We start from the raw sequence: 17,983 nt of genomic DNA, 5'->3' as shown, positions 1-17,983 counted from the left end.
ACGGTGCACCCGGACCCGTGTTCGCTTCAACTGTGCGACGTTCAACGGCATTCGCAGGGTATTGCGCGGGCCCGGCCGCAGGACCACGATGGAGTGGTCGGGAGCCTGTCCTCGGAGCAGCGTGCCCGGCCACCGGCCGGGCACGTGGCCGCCGGCCCCCCGGGCTTCCGGGTCACGGAGGACTTCAGATGCCTGTGTTCCACTTCGACATAGGGGGAAATCTGGCGGATCCCCGCCTGGAGGGGGACTCGCTGACGCTCCACCCCCTGCCGCGTGTCATGGCGGCCCTCGACTCCCTCGGCGACGCTCCCAAGGGCATCCTCTCCAACCCCGGCCCGCTGGGAGAGGCCACCGTGGCGGAGGCCCTGCACCAGGCGTTCCCCGGCCGCTTCACCGACGACGATCTCGTGCACTGGGGGCCGAAGGACAGCCGGACGCTCTTCGACCGGGCGGTCGCGAGCGCACAGGCGCGGGGGGTCGAGCCCGGCGCGTGCGTCTACGTGGGCGAGGACCCCCAGGAGCGCGCCTTCGCCCGGGAAGCGGGGATGCGCACGGCGCCCCACCCGGTGTTCGCCCTCGCGGCCCTCGAGAACCGTCCCGTCCTGTGGGCCCGGATCGGGCTGCCGGAGGGCCGGGACCTGTCCGGCCTGGAGGCCGTCGTGAACGGCGCCGAGGTCGTTCCGGTGCACGTCGCCTCCGCACGGCTCGTACTCGCCATGGCCAGCACCAGCGGGGTGCAAGCACTCCAGCAAGCTGGCTACGCAGTCGACTTGCAGGGCAGCGTCGAGGACACGGTGGCCTTCCTCGTCCGCGACAACCGTCCGCTCCCGCCCGTCGAGGGGCTCGCGGACGCGCCGGCCGCGAGCCGGACGGACGCCGAAGCGGCACTGCGCGCCACGACCGTCTTCGCCTTCGTCGCAGGCGAACTGGCAGCCCTCGGAGCCCCGTCGGCCGTTCCGCTGGGGCCCGCGCCCGGCGGTGTCTACCTCGCCGCGCCGGCCGGAGCCCCGGTCGAGGAGGTCCACCTGCCCGGCGCGAAACCGGGACACACCGAACGGCTGCTGCCGGACCCGGCGCTCCTCGCCCGTCCTGCCGAGGGCCCGCCCGCAGGGCTCGTGGAGGCCTTCGACGACACCGTGCCCTCCCCGCAGACGATCGCCGCGGTCCGTGAGGCCGTGACGGCCGACGCGCTGAGCGGGTACGTGGCGCGTATCTCCGGCATCAAACCGCTGGAGGGCGACGGGTCGTTGAAGGTGCGCAGCCGGGACGCGGCGGCCGCGGACAACGCGCTGGTCGTCGAGGCGCTGGCGCGCCGCTTCGAGGAGCTGCGGCTGACCGTCCGCCTGCACCCGTTCCTGTGGCGCGGCCACCGGCTGCTGAACGTGGAGGCCGAGTACGCGGCCCCGGGCGCGGACTCCACCGTGCTCATCAGCGCGCACATGGACTCCACCGCCGCGAACGGCTTCTTCTTCGACGCGGACGGCGATCCGCGTCCCTACGATCCGGCGGTGGACCCCGCGCCGGGCGCCGACGACGACGGCAGCGGCACGGCCGCCGTCATGGCTGCGGCCGAATGCCTCAGGAAGATCCTCGACAGCCGGCGGAAGCCCACCCGGAACGTGCGCTTCGTGCTGTTCAACGCCGAGGAACAGGGGCTGGTCGGCAGCAAGTACTACGCACGCGCCGCCGCGGCGGCGGGCGACCGCATCGCCGGCGTCTTCCAGATGGACATGATCGCGGGCCGGCAGCCGGGGAGCACCCCCATCGTCGAGATCCACGCCGGCTCCCTCGTGTCGGGCCCGGTCGTGAGCGCGTCCGACGCGCTGGGCGAGCGTGTCGCCCGTACGGTGCCGGTCATCGACTCCGAGGCGAAGGTCCAGCAGCTGACGGGCCTCGACGACCCGGCGGCGGGACGCAGCGACCACGCGAGCTTCCACGAGCGCGGGTGGGCGGCCATAGCCGTCTCCGAGGACCTGTTCTCCACGCCCGACGGAGACCCGGGGACCGGCACACGGCAGTACCACACCCCGGGTGACACCCTCGTCGACCAGGACCACGACACGGAGTTCGCGGCAGCCGTCGCCCGCTCCGTCATCGCGGCGGCCCTGACGTTCGCCGGTCTGTGAGGACGGTGCCCGCCGGGCCCGGGGCGGCCGCCGGGGCCCGCGCCGGGGCCCTCGTCAGCTCCTGCCGGCGAGGGCCCCGACGGCCAGGTCGATGGCCGCCGCGGCATTGGGTACGAGGTAACTCGGGTTCAGCCGGAGCCCGTTCGCCGGACGCAGGTTCGCGTCGAGCCGCAGGCTCCAGTGGTCCGGCTGGCCGGTGGCACGGTGGCGGATCGTCTGAGGCGTCTGCGCGTACTCCCAGCCGAACCGGAAGGGCCGCCGCTCCCTCATTTCCCGGCGGAGCCATTCCATGTCGTCGATGACGAGGAGGAGGCAGATCTCGGGGCGCAGAGTCAGCAGGTTGACGGAGACTCCGGTGTAGTACAACTGCGCCTGCGCGCCGAGCATGGCCTTGAGGCGGAGCACCTCCGGTTCGCCCTCCGGATCCGGCGGCCCGACGAACCGGGGGCGCTCGTGCTCGTCGGCCGCGTAGAGTTCCTCGACCCACTCCCGGTAGAAGTTCCGCTTCACCGAGAATTCCGTGGCGGGCGGAAAAGGCTCCTCCGTCTGGGGCGCGAAGATGCCGGAGGGGGCGATGTGGTTGAAGTGGCTGTGCGTGGCCACGTGTTCGGAGCGGTGGGGCAGCAGTACGTCGTACGTGCCGTCGCCCGCCCTCAGCATGACGACCGTTGCGTGGGAGACGGCGGCGGAGTGGTGCCGCCCGTCGACCACCGGGTCGGCGACGTGGTCGTGCAGCCAGCGCCGCCTCTTCAAACGCTCCAGGGTGACCGGTCGGCCGGGGTCGTCGGCGAGCGCGTTCATCAGTTCGTCGTCGAGGTCTTCGGACGTGGCCAGTGAGGTGAAGTAGCGGCCGAGCTTGCAGTCGAGCCGGGGGCCGGTGGCCCCACCCAGGTCCAGTTCGTGCAGGGCGTAGGTGGGGCCGGAGAAGAACGCCCGGCGTTCGGCTTCCGTCATGGCGCCGTACTTCGCCACGTAACGGTCGAACGCCTCACGGCCCTCGTGAGGGTCGAACTCCTCGTCGTACTCGGTCCAATGGGGCAGTGCCGCACCGTGGAGACGTCCGAGCACCGCTTCGAGCTCCGTGGTCGCAGCAGCCGGGTAGGCGCAGATCGGCATGGTCTGACCCCACAGCTCGACCATGCAATGCCGCGGGTAGAGGGCGCGTAACGTCTCCACCATCCCCACATCGGACAGGATCTCGGACCGTGTCCGGGCTCGCTGCGCCCTCGCGGCCCTTGCCTTCGCGGACGGAGCCGGCGCCTTGTCCGGAGGACTGGGCATGGTGAACGGCAGATCGACGATCTCACCGCGCTCGGCGCGGTGATGCAGGCCGCGCCAGACCGCGACGCTGCCCAGGTCGGTGAGCCCGTTCGCCCGGGCGGGGGAATCCGACGTCCGGGCCTGTTCGAGGCAGGCGACGACGAACGGGCGGCAGAACCTGTTCCAGTCGGGGAACTGGGCTGGCTGTCCTCCGTAGTTGGCGAAGAAGGCACTCCGTCCGACCGTGTCGCTTCCGGTCGGGGCGGCGGCCCGGGTCGCCCTGTACAGCTCTTCCGTCGTACGGAATCCGGCCATGTCCTGCAACTCGCGAAGCATCCCGAGGAAGTTGGACTTGGCGTCCCTCTCAAGGTTCTCGTCCGCCATCGCGCGGCCCTCCCGTCATCGCCGGGGACCGATTCTCGCGCAGCGGAGCCGCGCGGGTACGGCAAACGCCGGAACCGTGACCCGGACTCGGTGGACGGTCCGGATCCGTCCGGTGTGATCCGGGACGGTCCGGGAACCGTCATCCGGGCCCGTCGGCCGGGGATCGTCGGAGGCACAACAGCCACGACGAAGGGATCCGCGGTCATGGGAGAGAACTCGCAGCAGCGCCGCCCTTGCCGCCCACGCCGCATCCGCGCCACCGCGGTGGTGAGCGGGCTGGCGGTGGCGGTGGCAGCACTCGCCGCACTCGTGCTGGCCGTCCTCCAGCCCGAGCTGGCCCAGGCCGTGGGCTTCGCCCTCGCGGTCTTCGCGATCGCGGCGCAGCTGCGCGAGCGGCACCATCGCGCCCGGGGCCGACGCCGGCCGGGCGCGGGACCCCGAAGGCGACGGGACGGTATGACCGCGGTTCCCCGTGCGCGCCGGGGCCGGGCCGCCGTGCAGGACCTCGACTGCAGGGGAGAGCGGATCACCGCTACCCGAGCCGGACGAGGACCTCGGCAGCGGTGTCGCCCGGCAGGGCGGTCCCGGTCCCGGTCCCGGTCCCGGTCCCGGTCCCGGTCCCGGTCCCGGTCCCGGTCCCGGTCCCGGTCCTGGTACGGCCACGGGTACGGGTACGGAAGGTGCGGCGGTAGGTGTCCGGCGGGACGCCGACCGTCCGGGCGAAGTGACGGCGCAGGGTGGTGGCGGTGCCCATACCGGTGGCCGTCGCGCCTGCCACCCCGCACCACCGCACACGACCGGAGAGGCCGAACCACACCGTGACCGGACAGACGACCGCGGCGCCGCGCGGCGGCACCTTCCTCAAGACCGCGATGATCCTGCAGACCCTCGCGCTCTTCTTCCAGGCCTCCACCGCGGGCCTCCTGCTGACCTCGTCCCGCGCCTACATGCTGCACGACTACGGATCGAAGGTGATGTACGGGGCCGCCATGCTGTACGTCCTCGCCACGGTCCTCGCCTGGCGCCCGGGCGGCGGATCCCCGCGCCCCATCCTGCACTCCACCGGCTTCCTCGTCCTCGCCTCGGCCCAGGTCGCGCTGGGCGTCGCGCACGTGGCCTCGCTGCACGTCCCCCTGGGCGTGGTGATGTTCGCCCTCAGCACCCTGGCCCTGGTCGGATCGCTGTCCCCGCGCCCGCTGCTGCGCCCGCCCGCCCGTTCCTAGAGGGTGTCCCGCGGCGCCACCCGCACGGCAACGCCCCGTCCGGACCACCTTCCGAAAGGCAGGACCACCCATGTCCCTCCCATCCGTACTCTCCGTCGCCGCCACCGACGCCACCCTCCACACGGTCGCCGCAGACGTGTACACCGTGAGCCTCGGCCGGATCGGAGCCATTGTGTCGGCGCTGACCGGCCTCCTCGGCTCGGTGGGCGGCGGCCTCGCGCTGGCCCGTACCACCGGCCGAGGACGCGTCCTCACCTGGGCCCGGCGGAACGGAGCGGTCACCGCGCTCGTGGCGGGGTCGCTCGCGGTGGCCATCGGTGCCGCGGTCGCAGCCACCGCCGAAGGCGGCCTCGGCACCGCGAACGGCCTCGGGGGCGCCTACGTCGCGATCCTCCTCGGCAGCCTCGCCCGCTCCCGCTCCCGCTCCCGCACCCGTACCCGTACCCGTACGGCGTGATCACCGAGGACGGTGGTCGACCCGCGCGTGATCCTCGCCCTACAGCGGTTCGAACGGGCTGATGTCCGGTACGAGCACGGCGAAGAGTTCGGCTGTGATCCACTGGCCCGAGGCGGTCTGTTCCGCTCCCACGCTGATGGGATGGAGCAGCATGTCCGTGGCGCCCGGCACCGCCAGCACGGCGTTGCGGGAGCCGACGGCCGGCGCCAGCCGCCGGTGGAGCGCCAGGAGTCTGCCCGCCTCCCTGGCCACGATTCTCCCGTCGAACCACTCCCCGTCGAACCACTCCCCGTCGCTCTGCGCCCGCGCACCGTCGGTCGACCGCTCCCGCTCGTACCCGCTTCGCCCTCACGCCAGGTCCGCCACGAGGAGGTCGAGTGTGGCTTCCTCGTGGAGGGCCATGCCGAGAGCGGCCATGGCTGGGGCGAGGCCCGGGTCCCAGTCCGCGGTGGTGGGTGGGCCGGTCAGCGGGTGCTGGGGGACGTTGCGGGCCTGGGTGCGGGCGGCGAGCTGTTCGTAGTCCTCGGAGCCCATCCGCCATGGTTCGGCGCCGTAGCGGTGGACCACACGGTTGGCCAGGGCTATGCCCGGCCAGTCGAAGTCGCCGTGGTAGGCGAAGCGGCAGCCGGTGGCGGCGAGGGCGTCGAGGAGGGTGAGGACCACAGTCGCTGCACTCCCCGAGGTGCACACCAGCGGTTGTGAGCAGGCGGCGTCCGCTGCCGCCTCCACCACACGGGGGTTCTCGCAGATACGGATCAGCGTTCCCGTGGGCAGCGAGAGCCGCAGGGCGTGCAGGTCGCGCAGGGTGAGATGGGTTTCCGTATGGTGGACCGCTCGTTCGTACAGGGAGCGTTCCCGCCAGCCTCCGCCGTCGGGGCGCAGACCGTAGGCGAGCACCGTGCTGGAGACCTCGTCCGGCGTGACGGATGCCAGCCGCCACAAGGTGCGGCGGCCGGCCGCGTCATCGGGGAGTTCGGTGTCGTGGGCGAGGGCTATGCCCCGCTGGACAAGACGCGCCAGCCAGGTCCCGTCGTCCAGGCCGTGCGCCGATCCGGTGGCCTCGGCGGCGAGTTCGCCCCGCCCCCACGCGCCGGCCCGCCCGGGACCGAAGAGCAGAGTGAGGACGTGGACGGCCTGCTGGAGGGTACGCACCGCTGTCGCGGGCGCTACACCGTTGGGTACGCCCGTGCGGCGCAGCCCGTCGTACCACCGCCAGGCCCACTCCTCCTCGCCGAGTCGGCAGCCTTCCAGCGACGAGGCGAGCGAGGACCACACCCGGTCACGCCGTGCCCGGGCCTCCGTCCGAGCGGCGCGGCGATCACTGAGCGGCGGGCCGAGCTCCTGGAGTACGTCCCTGAGACCGAGGCCGGCGGCCGAGGACCGCAAACGGGTGTCGAGCGCGTCGAGCCGCACCGTCGCGGCGGCCCCCGTGATCGGACTGCCGAGCAGGAGCGACAGGTCGTTCCTCTCCTGCACAGCCAGCCCCGCCAGCCGCACCGAGCCGGTGGCCCGGAGCCCGTTGCCCTCAAGGCGCTTGCGCGCCGATTCCCAGAGCCGGACGAGACCGGGGCCGGCCAGCCAGTCGCGTGTGGCGGCGGGGAGGCGGCTCATACGGACACCAGGCGCCGGTGCCGGCCGTTCCAGGTGTAGTGCAAAGTGGCGACCCCGCGTACGTGCGGATCGCGGAGGCACTCGTAGATGTGCAGGGAGGGCACCTCGGGCCAGTTGCCCATGAGCCTCTCGCTGGTGAGTACGAAGTCGAGGTCGAGGTCGACGAGGATGCGCCCGAGCCGGCCATGGGTGGGCTCGTCGACCTTGGCGAAGGCGTCGTCCAGGAGGATCAGCCGGGGAGCGTGCGGCGCGGATTCGCCGAGGGTCGTGAAATGGGCGGCCGCCGCGGCGAAGAGAACGAGGTAGGAAAGCACCCGCTGTTCCCCCTGGCTGAGCCCGGTGCGCCCGGTGAGCCTGCGTTTACGGCCGGGGGCGGCATCCTCGACGACGAAGGTGTGGAAGCCGAACCAGTCCCGATAGTCCAGCGCCGTGCGCAGATGGGCGGCGTACCCGGCGGACGGATCGGTGCGCCGGGCGTCCTCGATCCGGCGCTGCAGCACCTCGCGCAGCCGATCGCCCTGCTCACGGGTGCGCAGGCTCGAAGGGCTGCGGAGGAGTTCAACGGCTGCCCGCACGTCCGCGTCGACGTCCTCATCCAGCTTCCACTGCAGTTCGACGCCGAGCCCGTGCGAGGTCCGCACGGTCTTGAGCGTGTCGTTCAGTGCGGAGACGAGGTTGGCGGCGGTGACGACCTGTGCCGACAAGTGGTCACCGAGTTCGCCGGTGAGGAAGCGTTGGAAGACCTCGCTCTCACGCTCGGTGAGGCGACCGCGGTCTTCGGCGGCCCGGGCGGCGATACGTTCTCCGACGACGGCGACGTCGTGCGGACCGTGGTCATCGACCAGGCGGCAGACCTTGATCCCGGCGAGTTCCTCCAGGTGCGCGTCGAATCCGCCGGCCAACTGGTCACGCAGGGCCGTGTGGCTCTTGAGGAGCGTGCTGTCCGAAACCTCCTTCCGCACCTCCTTCCTCGCATTCCGCGAACGGTCGAGCCCGTCCCGTACCGCTTCGGCCAGCTCGCGCAGAGACCGGATGCGGTCACGGACCTCTGCGCCGGGGTCGTCCAACAGCACTTCGGGCAGGAAGGAACGGTCCAGGCCGGCGCCACGGAGCACCTCCGGACGACCGACTGCACCGCGGAGGGTGCCTCCCGCGGTGATGACGGCCGTCTGCTGCTCCAGCAGCTGTTCGCGAGCCCGCTTCTCGTCCTCCTCCGCGCGGACCCTTCGGTCATGGAGGTCGTCGTGCTCCCGTTGGGCCCCCGGCAGTGCCCGGGCGGCCGCTGCGACACGCTGCTTCGCTTCTTCCTCGCGGGTGAGGATCTCTTCCTCGGAGGCGCCGACGGCTTCCTCGCGGGTGCGGAGATCCTGCTGGGCCCTGTGCAGTTCACCCAGTCGGAGAGCGTGGCTTTCCGCCGCTTCCAGGCGGTCACGGCGAGCCTGCGCGTACCGGGTGTGATCGACCCGATGCCTGTCCAGCCCGTCGGCCACACCCCGGATGGCCCGGCACATGCCTCCGATGCCGCCGAGGAGGGTCGCGAGGGCGATACGTACCCTTTCCAGGGCGTCGGCGCCGGTGGGGAGGTCGTGAGCCGTCGCGGTCGCCTCCGCTTCACCCCGAGCTGCCACGGACTGCGCGCGCTCCTCCTCCGCCCGCCGCGCTGCCTTGGTGGCCTTGGCGGTCAGATCGCGCAGGTCCCTCTCCCCGGCTTCGAGCCCGTGCCAGGCGAGGGTGAGGGACTGCGGCCGGGGGAAGTCGCGTTCCGCCGAGGCCAGGTCCCGGCGTACGGTGTCGAGCCCGTCGAGTTGTGCGCGGCCCTCGGACAGCAGCCTTTCGGCCTGCGCCCGTCGTGCTTCGAGTTCGGCGAGCTTACGGCGTCGTGTCTCGGCGCGTACGGCGGCGCCCACGTATTCGGCGCCGTCCTTGGAGTGGTGTCCGCGGAGGGGACCGAGGCGCCAGCTGCCGTCGTAGTACACCGAGCCGGTGGCGGCGCCCTCCTGGGCCGGTACGAGGGCGATCGCGGACAGGAGGTGTCGGACCCGTTCGGGGGCGATGCCGCTGTCCGGCTGCGCGGTAGGGCGCAGTGCGGTGTCCAGAGTCGGGACGCCGGGCGGCGCGGCCCCGGGCTGGAGCAGTACGTCTCGCGTCAGGGGATCGAGGAGCGTTCCGTCCGAGATCACCCAGGCGTCCAGGATCCCGCTCGCTTCGAGCGCCGCCTCCAGGCCCGCCCGGTCGGTGGGGGACAGGCCGTCGGAGAAGTCCACCAGCCGGTAGAACGGCGCTCCGGTGCTTGGATCGCGTTCGGCGGCGCGGTGGTGGGGGACCGGCGGCTCCGGATCGGTTCGCCGCTCCCATTCTTCCTTCTTCCTGGTCAGAAGGTTGTGTTCCTCGGTGAGCCGGGCGAGGCGCAGCGCGAGGGTGTCCCGCCGGTGGGTCAGCTGGAGGCCGTAGGGCTCCAGTACCGTCCTGGCGAGCTGTTCCGCCTGCGTATCGATGTCGGGATGCAGCACCCGCTCCGCGAAGGGGGCCTCTGCCGAGGTCTCGCAGGTGACCACCGCACGGACGGCATCCAACGGGGGGCAGTCGGGGCCGGTCACGGCCTGGACGTGGTCCAGCCACGCCGCTGTCCGACGGGCGTAGCTTCCGCTCTCCTCGGCCACCTTCTCCCGATGGCTTTCGAGGCGGCTAGCAGCATCCTCCGCCTCCCCTTCGAGTCGCTCACGCTCGGCGTCCGCGCCGGCTGCCCGCCTCTGTGCCTCGGCAGCCCGGGCGACCAGGCCGACGACGTCCTGGACCATGCGCGTTCGGTGCTTCACCACCTTGCCGGCGTCCTCGAGCTGCCCTTCCCAGGACCGCAGGGCGGAGTCCGCCGCGGTGGGGTCCACAGCGATCACCCGTTGGTGCCGCACGAGGTGGATCCGTGCGTCGGGTCCCGTCAGTTCCGTTTCCGAAGCTCCGGCCACATCCGTGCGAGGCAGGCCGACAGCCTCGCCGAGATGGCCGGTGGGGAGTCCCGCCTTCTCGGACTGCACCACGAGCTCGCGATGCTCCGTACCCAGTTCGCCGAGGCGCCGGCCCAGATGGGCGATGCCCTCGGCCAGGCGGTCCGCCGCGCCCTCCTCGGCGTCGTGCGCCTTGGTGAGCGCGGTGAAGGAGGTCTCTGCCGCAGTGTCCAGGGCCCCGACCGTGGCACGGCGCTCGGACAGCTCTGCCAGGCTGCGGTATGCGCTACTGGCACGGAGCGCGTCGAGTTCCGTGCGAGCGGCCTGCTCGTCCTCGCGCAAGGCGCGCAGGGCTGCTCGGGCCTCGGCTTCCTGCGCCTTCAGGCCGCTGGTCCTCTTCGCCGCTTCGCCGGCCCCCAGGCGTCGCTTTGCCAGGGTGTCCAGTTCGTCGTCCACCTTCCTCGCCGACCTGAGCAGCACTCCGGACAGATAGCTGCGGTAGTCGCCCAGGAACGCGCCGAGGGCCCGGTCGGTACGTTCCAGGCGGCCGAGCTCCTGTCGTACGGCGTCGAGGTCGTGGAGGTTGCGTGCCACCTTCTCGACCACGTCGTCGTCGAGCCCCGGCAGCGTCTCGCTGAGCAGGGAGGCGAGCCCGCCGGACTCGATCCGGTCCCCCACGGTGGGACGCCGCAGGCGGTGGAGGAGCTGGGTGAGGTTGCGGTACCGCGTCGCGTCGGTGATGCCGAACAGCTCGCGGGCGACCCGTGAGCGGTGCTGGACGGAACGGTCCGTGACGTTCTCCGCGCCGACGGCCTCCCTGAGGCGGTCGACCGGCAGGGGCACGCCCGCCTCGGCCAGGCGGAAGTCCTCGCCGACCCGGAGCGGGGTGGCGAAGAAGACCGGCACGGCCTTCTTCGTCGACTTCGATGCCCGGATGGACGCTCCGAGGGTGAGGTAGCGGTCATCGCCCTCGTCCGTCGTCCGCCGGAATTCGACCCAGAGGTATCCCAGGCGGTTCGTCTGCTCGAACCCGTCCAGCATCAGCCAGACCAGGCTCGTCCGGCCCGTCCCCGTGGCGTCCAGGGCGCGGGAGTCGCCGTCCAGGAGGTAGGGGAGCAGCATCTCCAGGGCCTTGGACTTGCCGGCCCCGTTCTTGCCGCGCAGCAGCAGTCGCCCGTCACCGAAGTCGAATTCCTGTTCGTCGTACTGCCAGACGTTGAGGATGCCGGCGCGGTGCAGGCGGAAGCGCGTGCCGGCCGCTGTACCGGATCGCTGAAGGGGGATGGGGCCGTTCGCACCCGGAGTCATAGCGGTAGCTCCTGCTGTGTGTCGATGCCGGGTGCCGCTCCCGCGGGCCGGCGTTCGGTGACATGGGTGGCGTAGCGCGCGGCTGCGGCGAGGAGGACCCAGCCGGTGCCGGCAGAGCGAGCGCCCAGCACGTCGGTCACGGATCGGCCCTCCGGGACCGTGTCGTCGTAGCCCTCGGGTATCCCGTGGCCCGCGGAACGAAGAGGGCCGACGGGCGTCACCATCCGCATCCGGCTCAGCAGGTCCAGAACCGCCCTCCGCAACGACGAGGGATCTTCGACGTAGGTGCGCTGCCAGTTCCCGCGCTGCCCGTATTCGGTGATGAGCCGGCCGAGCAGCTCGTCCACCAGGCCGTCCGGAACAGCCACCCCGATGACGAGCCGCCCTCCTGTCGCCGGGTGTCCCGGATCAGCGGGCCGCAACCGTTCCACGAGGCGCTCCAGCAGGAGCAGCGAAGCCTGGGCGACGGTTCCGGTCCCGGGCAGGTGCAGGTCCGTGAGCTCCTCCTCAGGGTCCACCAGTGCCACACCCTCACCGCGGATCTCGGCCTCCAGGCCCAGGAGTTCGGAGAACGCCTGGGCCTCGCGGCGTTGCCGGGTACGCAGCCAGTCCCGCTCAGCGGCGGTCAGCTCGTCCAGGTACACGACGGGCGTTTCCACGAGCCTGCGGCGCACATAGGTGCGGGGACCGCCGAACCCCGGGTCGGCCGCCCGCCTCACCAGGTCCGCCCCGTCCAGGCTCTGCGTGAGGGGCCCGGAAACGATGATCCGGGCGATCTCCCGGTCCACCGTGATCAGTGCCTCGCCGCCTTCCTCCTGCACGAGCGAGCCCACACTGCCGTCCCTCTCCGTCAGGACTCCCCAGTCGATCAACTGGCGGAGGGCGGCGACCAGAGTCCGTTTCTCCACGGCCCGGCTCGTGTCCTCCAGCCTCACACCCGCGTCGGCCGCCGCGGCCTTGATGTCGGCGACCAACTGGGACAGCAGCACCTGTTCCGGGGCGGTCACCAGCACGGACAGCGCCAGCGCGAGACAGGAGTAGGTACGCGGCGTGAAGGCGGTGCCGGTGGATCGCTCCAGCCGGTGCCCTGCGCCGGCACCCAGTCCGGCCTTGAACAGCCGGGCGTAGGAGGTGTCGACCAGGAGCCGGTAGCCGAGCACCTGCTGGAACCGCTTGCCCAACCAGTCGGCGTGCCGGCGGATCAAGGGGAACAAGTCCGCGTGCGGGCCGGTCGACGTCACCAGGGGGTGGGCGAGCAACAGCCGCCCTGCGGCGCGGCGCTCGGTGGCCAGAGCCACGTCGTGTGCCGAAGGGAGCGTCACGACGCACTCACCTCGGCCCCGTGTCCGGCCGAGTCCGCCGCACGTCCGATCTCAAGCTCCAGGTCGTCCAGTTCGACGACGCCGTCCGCGGAGTGCAGCACCGACCTGACGCCGGAGGAACGACGAACGGTGAGCCGGATGCCGAGCTCGGCGTCCTCGCTCTGCGCGGACTCCAGGCTGAACTCACCTGCGGTGCCGGGCATGTCGGCATGCGTCCGCCGCAGCTGGGCGTTTCCGAGTGCTGTCGCCAGCAGTTCCAGAAGCAGGCCGAGGGCCGCCGCGGTGAGGCGCACCTCTGCGAAGCGCCCGGCAGCGCTGCGCAGCTCGTCCGCGGCCGCCCTCCTGGCCTCCGCCCGGGCCCGGGCGGCCTCCTGGAGGTGACGCTTCTGCGGCGCGTGGTTCTCCATGGACGATGCCCGCCCCCGCTGCGCGCGACTGCCCCGCTCACGCAGGGCCACCGGTACCTCCACCACCGGGCCGTTCCACCAACTGGTGTACGCGGGAACCGCGTCGTCGGAGGCGGGGGGAACACCCAGGTGGCGGGCGCCGTAGAGGCCGAAGGCGGCGACCGCCATGTCGTGCGCGTCCTCCGGATCCGCCTCGTCGAACCATCGGGCGAGCCGAAGGAGGTCCTTGCGCCTCGACATCTCGCCGGAGGCCGAGCGCAGCATCCGTTTGGCGTTGGTCAGCAGAGACTGCAGGGCCCGCATGGTGGCGTCACGCAGCTGATCGACCTGACTTCCCTGCCCGTCGACGTCGGTGAACCAGCCTCGCAGCCCCTCCCAGTCGGCCATCTCCCGGCCGCGGCTGCGCTGCACCCGGACCTCGGACCGGCCGCCGGCCGCGCCGGCAACCCCCGACAGACCGCGGGCGTGAGCGTCGAGGCGGTCCAGAAGGCCGGGGAGGTGCGGCCACAGCAGGTCGAGTACCGATGCGATGCGGGGAGCGCGGAAGGCGACGTCCTCCCTGATCGCCTCGACGTAGTCCAGCAGCAGTTCCTTGAAGCCCTGGTACTCGGCGCCGTCCAGGTCGTAGCGCGCCAACACCTGCCCGAGGTAGGCGTAGAAGTCCCGCACGGAGTCCGCGAACTCGGTGAACTGGACGAAGAGGGTGCTGACTCGCTCCAGCGTGTCCTGCGGCCCGGCCTCTTCCGGCTTCTGGAGCAGGTCGTTCAGTTCGCCCAGTCCGCGCTCGACCAGCGCCAGCAGCTCGCTGCTGACCTCACGAGCCGCGTCCGCGCCCGCCAGGACCTCGTCGGCGTCCCGCTGCACGCGCTCGCCCAGCTTCGACAGCTGGTAGCGGGACCGAGAGCGCTGGTACTCGGTGATGCTCGCGGCATTCACCGAGCGACTGCTCCGCAGCAGGGCGCCCCAGTCCACCAGCTGTTCCAGCCGGGCGGTGAGCGTGTCGGCGCTCGGAGCCCCTGCCGGCCCGTCGGCCTCCGCCAGTTTCGCCCGTACGTCCGGCACCGATAGGTCGGTGAGGAGGGTGCCGCAGAAGACTCTCATCACGGCTACGTACTCAAGCCGCTCCGGTGCGCTGAGGTACGCGTACGCCTGTAGCCGCTGCCATGTGTCGTCGCGGTCGGCCGCCGGTAAGGAATCCCTGGTGTGCTCCCCCATGGCGTCGAGATTACGCAGTGGTACCTGCCGTTTCCGGCGGTTCAAAGATGTTCCGCCGGAATATTCACCTACTGCTCGGCGGTGGCCACGGGGTCTGTGGAGTTGCGGAGTTGCTGACTGAAGGTGTCCGCAAGGGCGGATAGTTTGCTGTCATGGCCTCCAGGACGACACATCCCGTACTCGACACCCGCGCGCTGAACCGTGCCACGCTCGCCCGCCAGCTGCTGCTGGGCCGGGCCGAGATGTCCGCGCGGGACGCCGTCGCCCACCTCCTCGGGCTGCAGGCGCAGAACGTCAAGCCGCCCTACTTCCAACTGCACGCCCGCCTGGCCGGCTTCGACCCCGCCGAACTGGCCGGCCTGATGGAGTCCCGCGAGGTGGTCCGGATGGTCACCATGCGCTCCACCATCCACACCCACACCGCCTACGACGCCCTCACCCTGCGCCCCCTCGTCCAGCCCGCCCGCGACCGAGAGGTCGACTACTTCCGCAAGGGCCTCGCCGGAGTGGACCTGGACCGGCTGGCCGACCGGGCCCGTGCCCTCGTCGACGAGGCGCCGCGCACCATGGCCGAGATCCGCGAGGACCTGCTGAAGGAGTGGCCCGACGCCGACCCGCAGGCCCTGTCCGTCGCGGCCCGCTGCCGGCTGCCGCTGGTGCAGGTGACGCCCCGCGGGGTGTGGGGCCGTAGCGGGCAGGTGCGGCTGACCACGGTCGAGAACTGGCTCGGCGAGCCCGCCGGCGCGGCGCAGCCCGTGGACGACGTCGTCCTGCGCTACCTCGCCGCGTTCGGGCCCGCCTCCGTCAAGGACATGCAGACCTGGGCCGGCCTGACCCGGCTGCGCGAGGCCTTCGAGCGGCTGCGGCCCCGGCTGCTCGCCTTCCGTGACGAGAAGGGCGGGGAGCTCTTCGACCTGCCCGACGCGCCCCGACCGGACGCAGCGACACCGGCGCCGCCCCGCTTCCTCCCGGAGTTCGACAACCTCCTGCTCTCGCACGCCGACCGGACCCGCGTGGTCGCCCCCGAGGTCAAGGGGCGCAGCTGGACCGGGAACCAGGCCCACTGCACCCTGCTCGTCGACGGGTTCCTCGCCGGCCTGTGGAGGATGGAGGGCACGGTGCTCACCGTCGAACTGTTCGACCGGGTGTCGACGGCGGCCGAGGAGGAGATCGTCGCCGAGGGGGAGAAGCTGATCGCCGACCTGGGTGGTGTGCCCGGCGGGCCCGAGCGGCCCGCCCCGTCCGTACGGTTCGCGCCGATCCGCCGCTGACCGCCGACCGCTGACCGCTGCCGGCGCCGCCGAAGTGACGCCCCACCGGCGCAAGCGGTCAACTCACGGCTGACGCCGCCCTGGTGGTCCGTACACCGAACGCGGCACGATACCTGCCATGACGACCGACAGTGCCCGGAACAGCGCCGTTGCCGAGTTCCTCGCCGCGCGGGACTTCCTGCTGGAACGCCGCGGCGACTACGAAGCCGCCCACACCGGATTCACCTGGCCCCGCCCCCACCGCTTCAACTGGGCCCTCGACTGGTTCGACCACATCGCCGCCGGCAACGACGCCGAGGCCCTGCGCATCGCCGAGAAGGACGGCTCCGGCGAGGCCCTCTCCTTCGCGCAGCTCGCCGCCCGGTCCGACGCCACCGCCAACTGGCTGCGCGCCCGAGGCGTCGAGCCCGGCGACCGGATCCTCGTCATGCTCGGCAACCAGCGCGAGCTGTGGGAGGTGATGCTCGGCGCGATGAAGCTCCGCGCCGTCGTCATCCCCGCCACCCCGCTCCTCGGACCGGCAGACCTGCGCGACCGGGTCGAGCGCGGCCACGTGCGCCACGTCGTCGCCCGCGCCGAGGACACGGCCAAGTTCGACGACGTGCCGGGCGGCTACACCCGGATCGCCGCCGGCCGCGAGGCGGAGGTCCCCGCCGGCTGGCTGCGTCTCGCCGACGCCGCCCACGCACCGGAGGCCGCAGGCGGCTTCGTCCCCGACGGGGAGACCCTCGCCACCGACCCCCTGATGCTTTACTTCACCTCCGGCACCACCGACCGCCCCAAGCTCGTCGAGCACACCCACGCCTCGTACCCCATCGGGCACCTCTCCACCATGTACTGGCTCGGACTGCGCCCCGGCGACGTGCACCTCAACATCGCCTCGCCCGGCTGGGCCAAGCACGCCTGGTCCAACCTCTTCGCCCCCTGGAACGCCGGCGCGACCGTCTTCGTCCACAACTACACCCGCTTCGACCCCGAACGCCTGATGGCCGAGATGGACCGGCACGGCGTCACCACCTTCTGCGCCCCGCCCACCGTGTGGCGGATGCTGATCCAGTCCGACCTCACCCGGCTCGCCCGGCCCCCGCGCGAGGCCGTCGCCGCCGGCGAGCCGCTCAACCCCGAGGTCATCGAGAAGGTGCGCGAGGCCTGGGGCGTCACCATCCGCGACGGCTTCGGCCAGACCGAGACCACCCTCCAGGTCGGCAACTTCCCCGGCGTCCCCGTCAAGCCCGGCTCCATGGGCCGCCCGGCACCCGGCTACGAGATCGTCCTGCTGGACCCCGTCACCGGCAAGGAGTCCGCCGACGAGGGCGAGCTCTGCGTGGACCTGCGCGTACGGCCCGCCGGGGTGATGACCGGCTACCGGGACGACCCGCAGCGCACCGCCGAGGCCATGGCGGACGGGCTCTACCGGACCGGCGACATCGCCGCCCGGGACGCCGACGGCTACCTCACCTATGTCGGGCGCTCCGACGACGTCTTCAAGGCCTCCGACTACAAGATCAGCCCGTTCGAGCTGGAGAGCGCACTGCTGGAGCACGAGGCGGTCGCCGAGGCCGCCGTCGTCCCCGCCCCCGACGAGCTGCGGCTGGCGGTCCCGAAGGCCTACGTCACGCTCGCCGGCGGGTGGGAGCCCGGGCCGGAGACCGCCCGGCTGCTGTTCGAGCACTCGCGCGCCGTGCTGTCCCCGTACAAGAGGATCCGGTGCATCGAGTTCGGCGAGCTCCCGAAGACCGTGTCCGGCAAGATCCGGCGGGTGGAGCTGCGGGACCTCACGGCCGCGGGCTCGGCGGCGGAGTACCGCGAGGCGGACCTGGGCTGAGCCGGGGCCCCGGCGGCCGGCACCCGTCGGACGGCACGGCGGCGGGGCGGCGGACCGGTCAGGCGGCGGGGCGTTCAGGCGGCGGGGCGGCGACCGGTCGGGCGGCGGGGCGGTGCGGCGCCCCCGGGCCCCGCGTACGCGCCTACGCGGGCAGGTGCGCCTCGATCGCGGCGATGACCTCGGCGGCCTCCGGCTCGGTCCGCGGGCGGAAGCGCGCCACGACCTCACCGGCGGGGGAGATCAGGAACTTCTCGAAGTTCCACTGGATGTCCCCCGCCTCGCCGTCCGCGTCCGGGGTCTTCACCAGCTCCTGGTAGAGCGGGTGCCGGTTCTCGCCGTTGACCTCGGACTTCTCCAGCATCGGGAAGGTGACCCCGAAACCGGCCGCGCAGAAGGTCTGGATGTCCTCGGCATTGCCGGGCTCCTGCCCGCCGAACTGGTTGCAGGGCACGCCGATGACCGTGAAGCCCTTCTCCTCGTACCTGAACTGCAGGCGGGCCAGTCCCGAGTACTGCGGGGTGAGACCGCACTGCGACGCGGTGTTCACCAGGAGGATCGCCTTGCCCTTGTGCGCGGCCAGGCTGGTGGGCTCGTCGGACAGGGTGGTCAGCGGGATGTCGTACAGGCTCACA

12 protein-coding genes and 1 pseudogene are annotated in these 17,983 nt (G+C 72.1%); 5 read left to right on the top strand and 8 right to left on the bottom strand.

From position 1 onward, the window contains the following. Window positions 1–188: 188 nt before the first annotated feature. A complete protein-coding gene (locus AVW11_RS17965; protein ID WP_076044698.1) occupies window positions 189–2,126 on the top strand; it encodes a M20/M25/M40 family metallo-hydrolase in 1,938 nt (645 codons plus the stop codon). Window positions 2,127–2,180: 54 nt separating this feature from the next. Here AVW11_RS17965 and AVW11_RS17960 read toward each other — a convergent pair whose 3' ends face one another. Then, on the bottom strand, window positions 2,181–3,770 hold the full coding sequence (locus AVW11_RS17960; protein ID WP_060177657.1) for a hypothetical protein: 1,590 nt from the start codon (window positions 3,768–3,770) through the stop codon (window positions 2,181–2,183). A gap of 661 nt (window positions 3,771–4,431) precedes the next feature. Beyond that, window positions 4,432–4,539: pseudogene (locus AVW11_RS36620) on the bottom strand (AraC family transcriptional regulator); the annotation flags it as partial. Window positions 4,540–4,642: 103 nt separating this feature from the next. Here AVW11_RS36620 and AVW11_RS17950 point away from each other — a divergent pair. Together AVW11_RS17950 and AVW11_RS17945 are read left to right on the top strand one after the other, a co-directional pair. Continuing rightward, window positions 4,643–4,993 (top strand): hypothetical protein, encoded by a 351-nt coding sequence (locus AVW11_RS17950; RefSeq protein ID WP_076044726.1) that lies wholly within the window; start codon window positions 4,643–4,645, stop codon window positions 4,991–4,993. Between the two features lie 70 nt (window positions 4,994–5,063). Next, the gene (locus AVW11_RS17945; RefSeq protein WP_076044694.1) at window positions 5,064–5,450 is read left to right on the top strand and encodes a DUF6223 family protein; all 387 of its coding nucleotides are present in this window, start codon (window positions 5,064–5,066) and stop codon (window positions 5,448–5,450) included. 39 nt (window positions 5,451–5,489) lie between these two features. Here AVW11_RS17945 and AVW11_RS17940 read toward each other — a convergent pair whose 3' ends face one another. From AVW11_RS17940 to AVW11_RS17920, 5 genes are all read right to left on the bottom strand, one after another. Further along, window positions 5,490–5,702, bottom strand: a complete 213-nt coding sequence (locus AVW11_RS17940; protein WP_060177661.1) for a hypothetical protein — start codon at window positions 5,700–5,702, stop codon at window positions 5,490–5,492. Between the two features lie 96 nt (window positions 5,703–5,798). Beyond that, a complete protein-coding gene (locus tag AVW11_RS17935; protein WP_076044692.1) occupies window positions 5,799–7,061 on the bottom strand; it encodes a TIGR02679 family protein in 1,263 nt (420 codons plus the stop codon). Continuing rightward, window positions 7,058–11,311 (bottom strand): TIGR02680 family protein, encoded by a 4,254-nt coding sequence (locus tag AVW11_RS17930; protein WP_076044690.1) that lies wholly within the window; start codon window positions 11,309–11,311, stop codon window positions 7,058–7,060. The genes AVW11_RS17935 and AVW11_RS17930 overlap by 4 nt, the downstream gene beginning before the upstream one ends. Then, window positions 11,308–12,633 (bottom strand): TIGR02678 family protein, encoded by a 1,326-nt coding sequence (locus AVW11_RS17925; RefSeq protein WP_060177664.1) that lies wholly within the window; start codon window positions 12,631–12,633, stop codon window positions 11,308–11,310. The genes AVW11_RS17930 and AVW11_RS17925 overlap by 4 nt, the downstream gene beginning before the upstream one ends. Continuing rightward, the gene (locus AVW11_RS17920) at window positions 12,630–14,255 is read right to left on the bottom strand and encodes a TIGR02677 family protein (protein WP_076044688.1); all 1,626 of its coding nucleotides are present in this window, start codon (window positions 14,253–14,255) and stop codon (window positions 12,630–12,632) included. The genes AVW11_RS17925 and AVW11_RS17920 overlap by 4 nt, the downstream gene beginning before the upstream one ends. A gap of 152 nt (window positions 14,256–14,407) precedes the next feature. Here AVW11_RS17920 and AVW11_RS17915 point away from each other — a divergent pair, with 152 nt between their 5' ends. Both AVW11_RS17915 and AVW11_RS17910 read left to right on the top strand, forming a co-directional pair. Then, window positions 14,408–15,526, top strand: a complete 1,119-nt coding sequence (locus AVW11_RS17915; RefSeq protein WP_076044686.1) for a winged helix DNA-binding domain-containing protein — start codon at window positions 14,408–14,410, stop codon at window positions 15,524–15,526. Between the two features lie 118 nt (window positions 15,527–15,644). Further along, window positions 15,645–17,351 carry an AMP-binding protein gene (locus AVW11_RS17910; protein WP_076044684.1) on the top strand — a complete coding sequence of 569 codons (1,707 nt, stop codon included), beginning with the start codon at window positions 15,645–15,647 and terminating at the stop codon, window positions 17,349–17,351. Window positions 17,352–17,493: 142 nt separating this feature from the next. Here the strand turns inward: AVW11_RS17910 and AVW11_RS17905 are convergent, their stop codons facing one another. Then, on the bottom strand, window positions 17,494–17,982 hold the full coding sequence (locus tag AVW11_RS17905; protein ID WP_030852020.1) for a glutathione peroxidase: 489 nt from the start codon (window positions 17,980–17,982) through the stop codon (window positions 17,494–17,496). Window position 17,983 lies beyond the last annotated feature (1 nt).

Source organism: Streptomyces amritsarensis, from assembly GCF_001953875.1.
Taxonomy (GTDB): domain Bacteria; phylum Actinomycetota; class Actinomycetes; order Streptomycetales; family Streptomycetaceae; genus Streptomyces; species Streptomyces amritsarensis.
The sequence above is the reverse complement of the archived record's forward strand: the minus strand, read 5'-3'. Positions and strand labels throughout refer to the sequence as shown.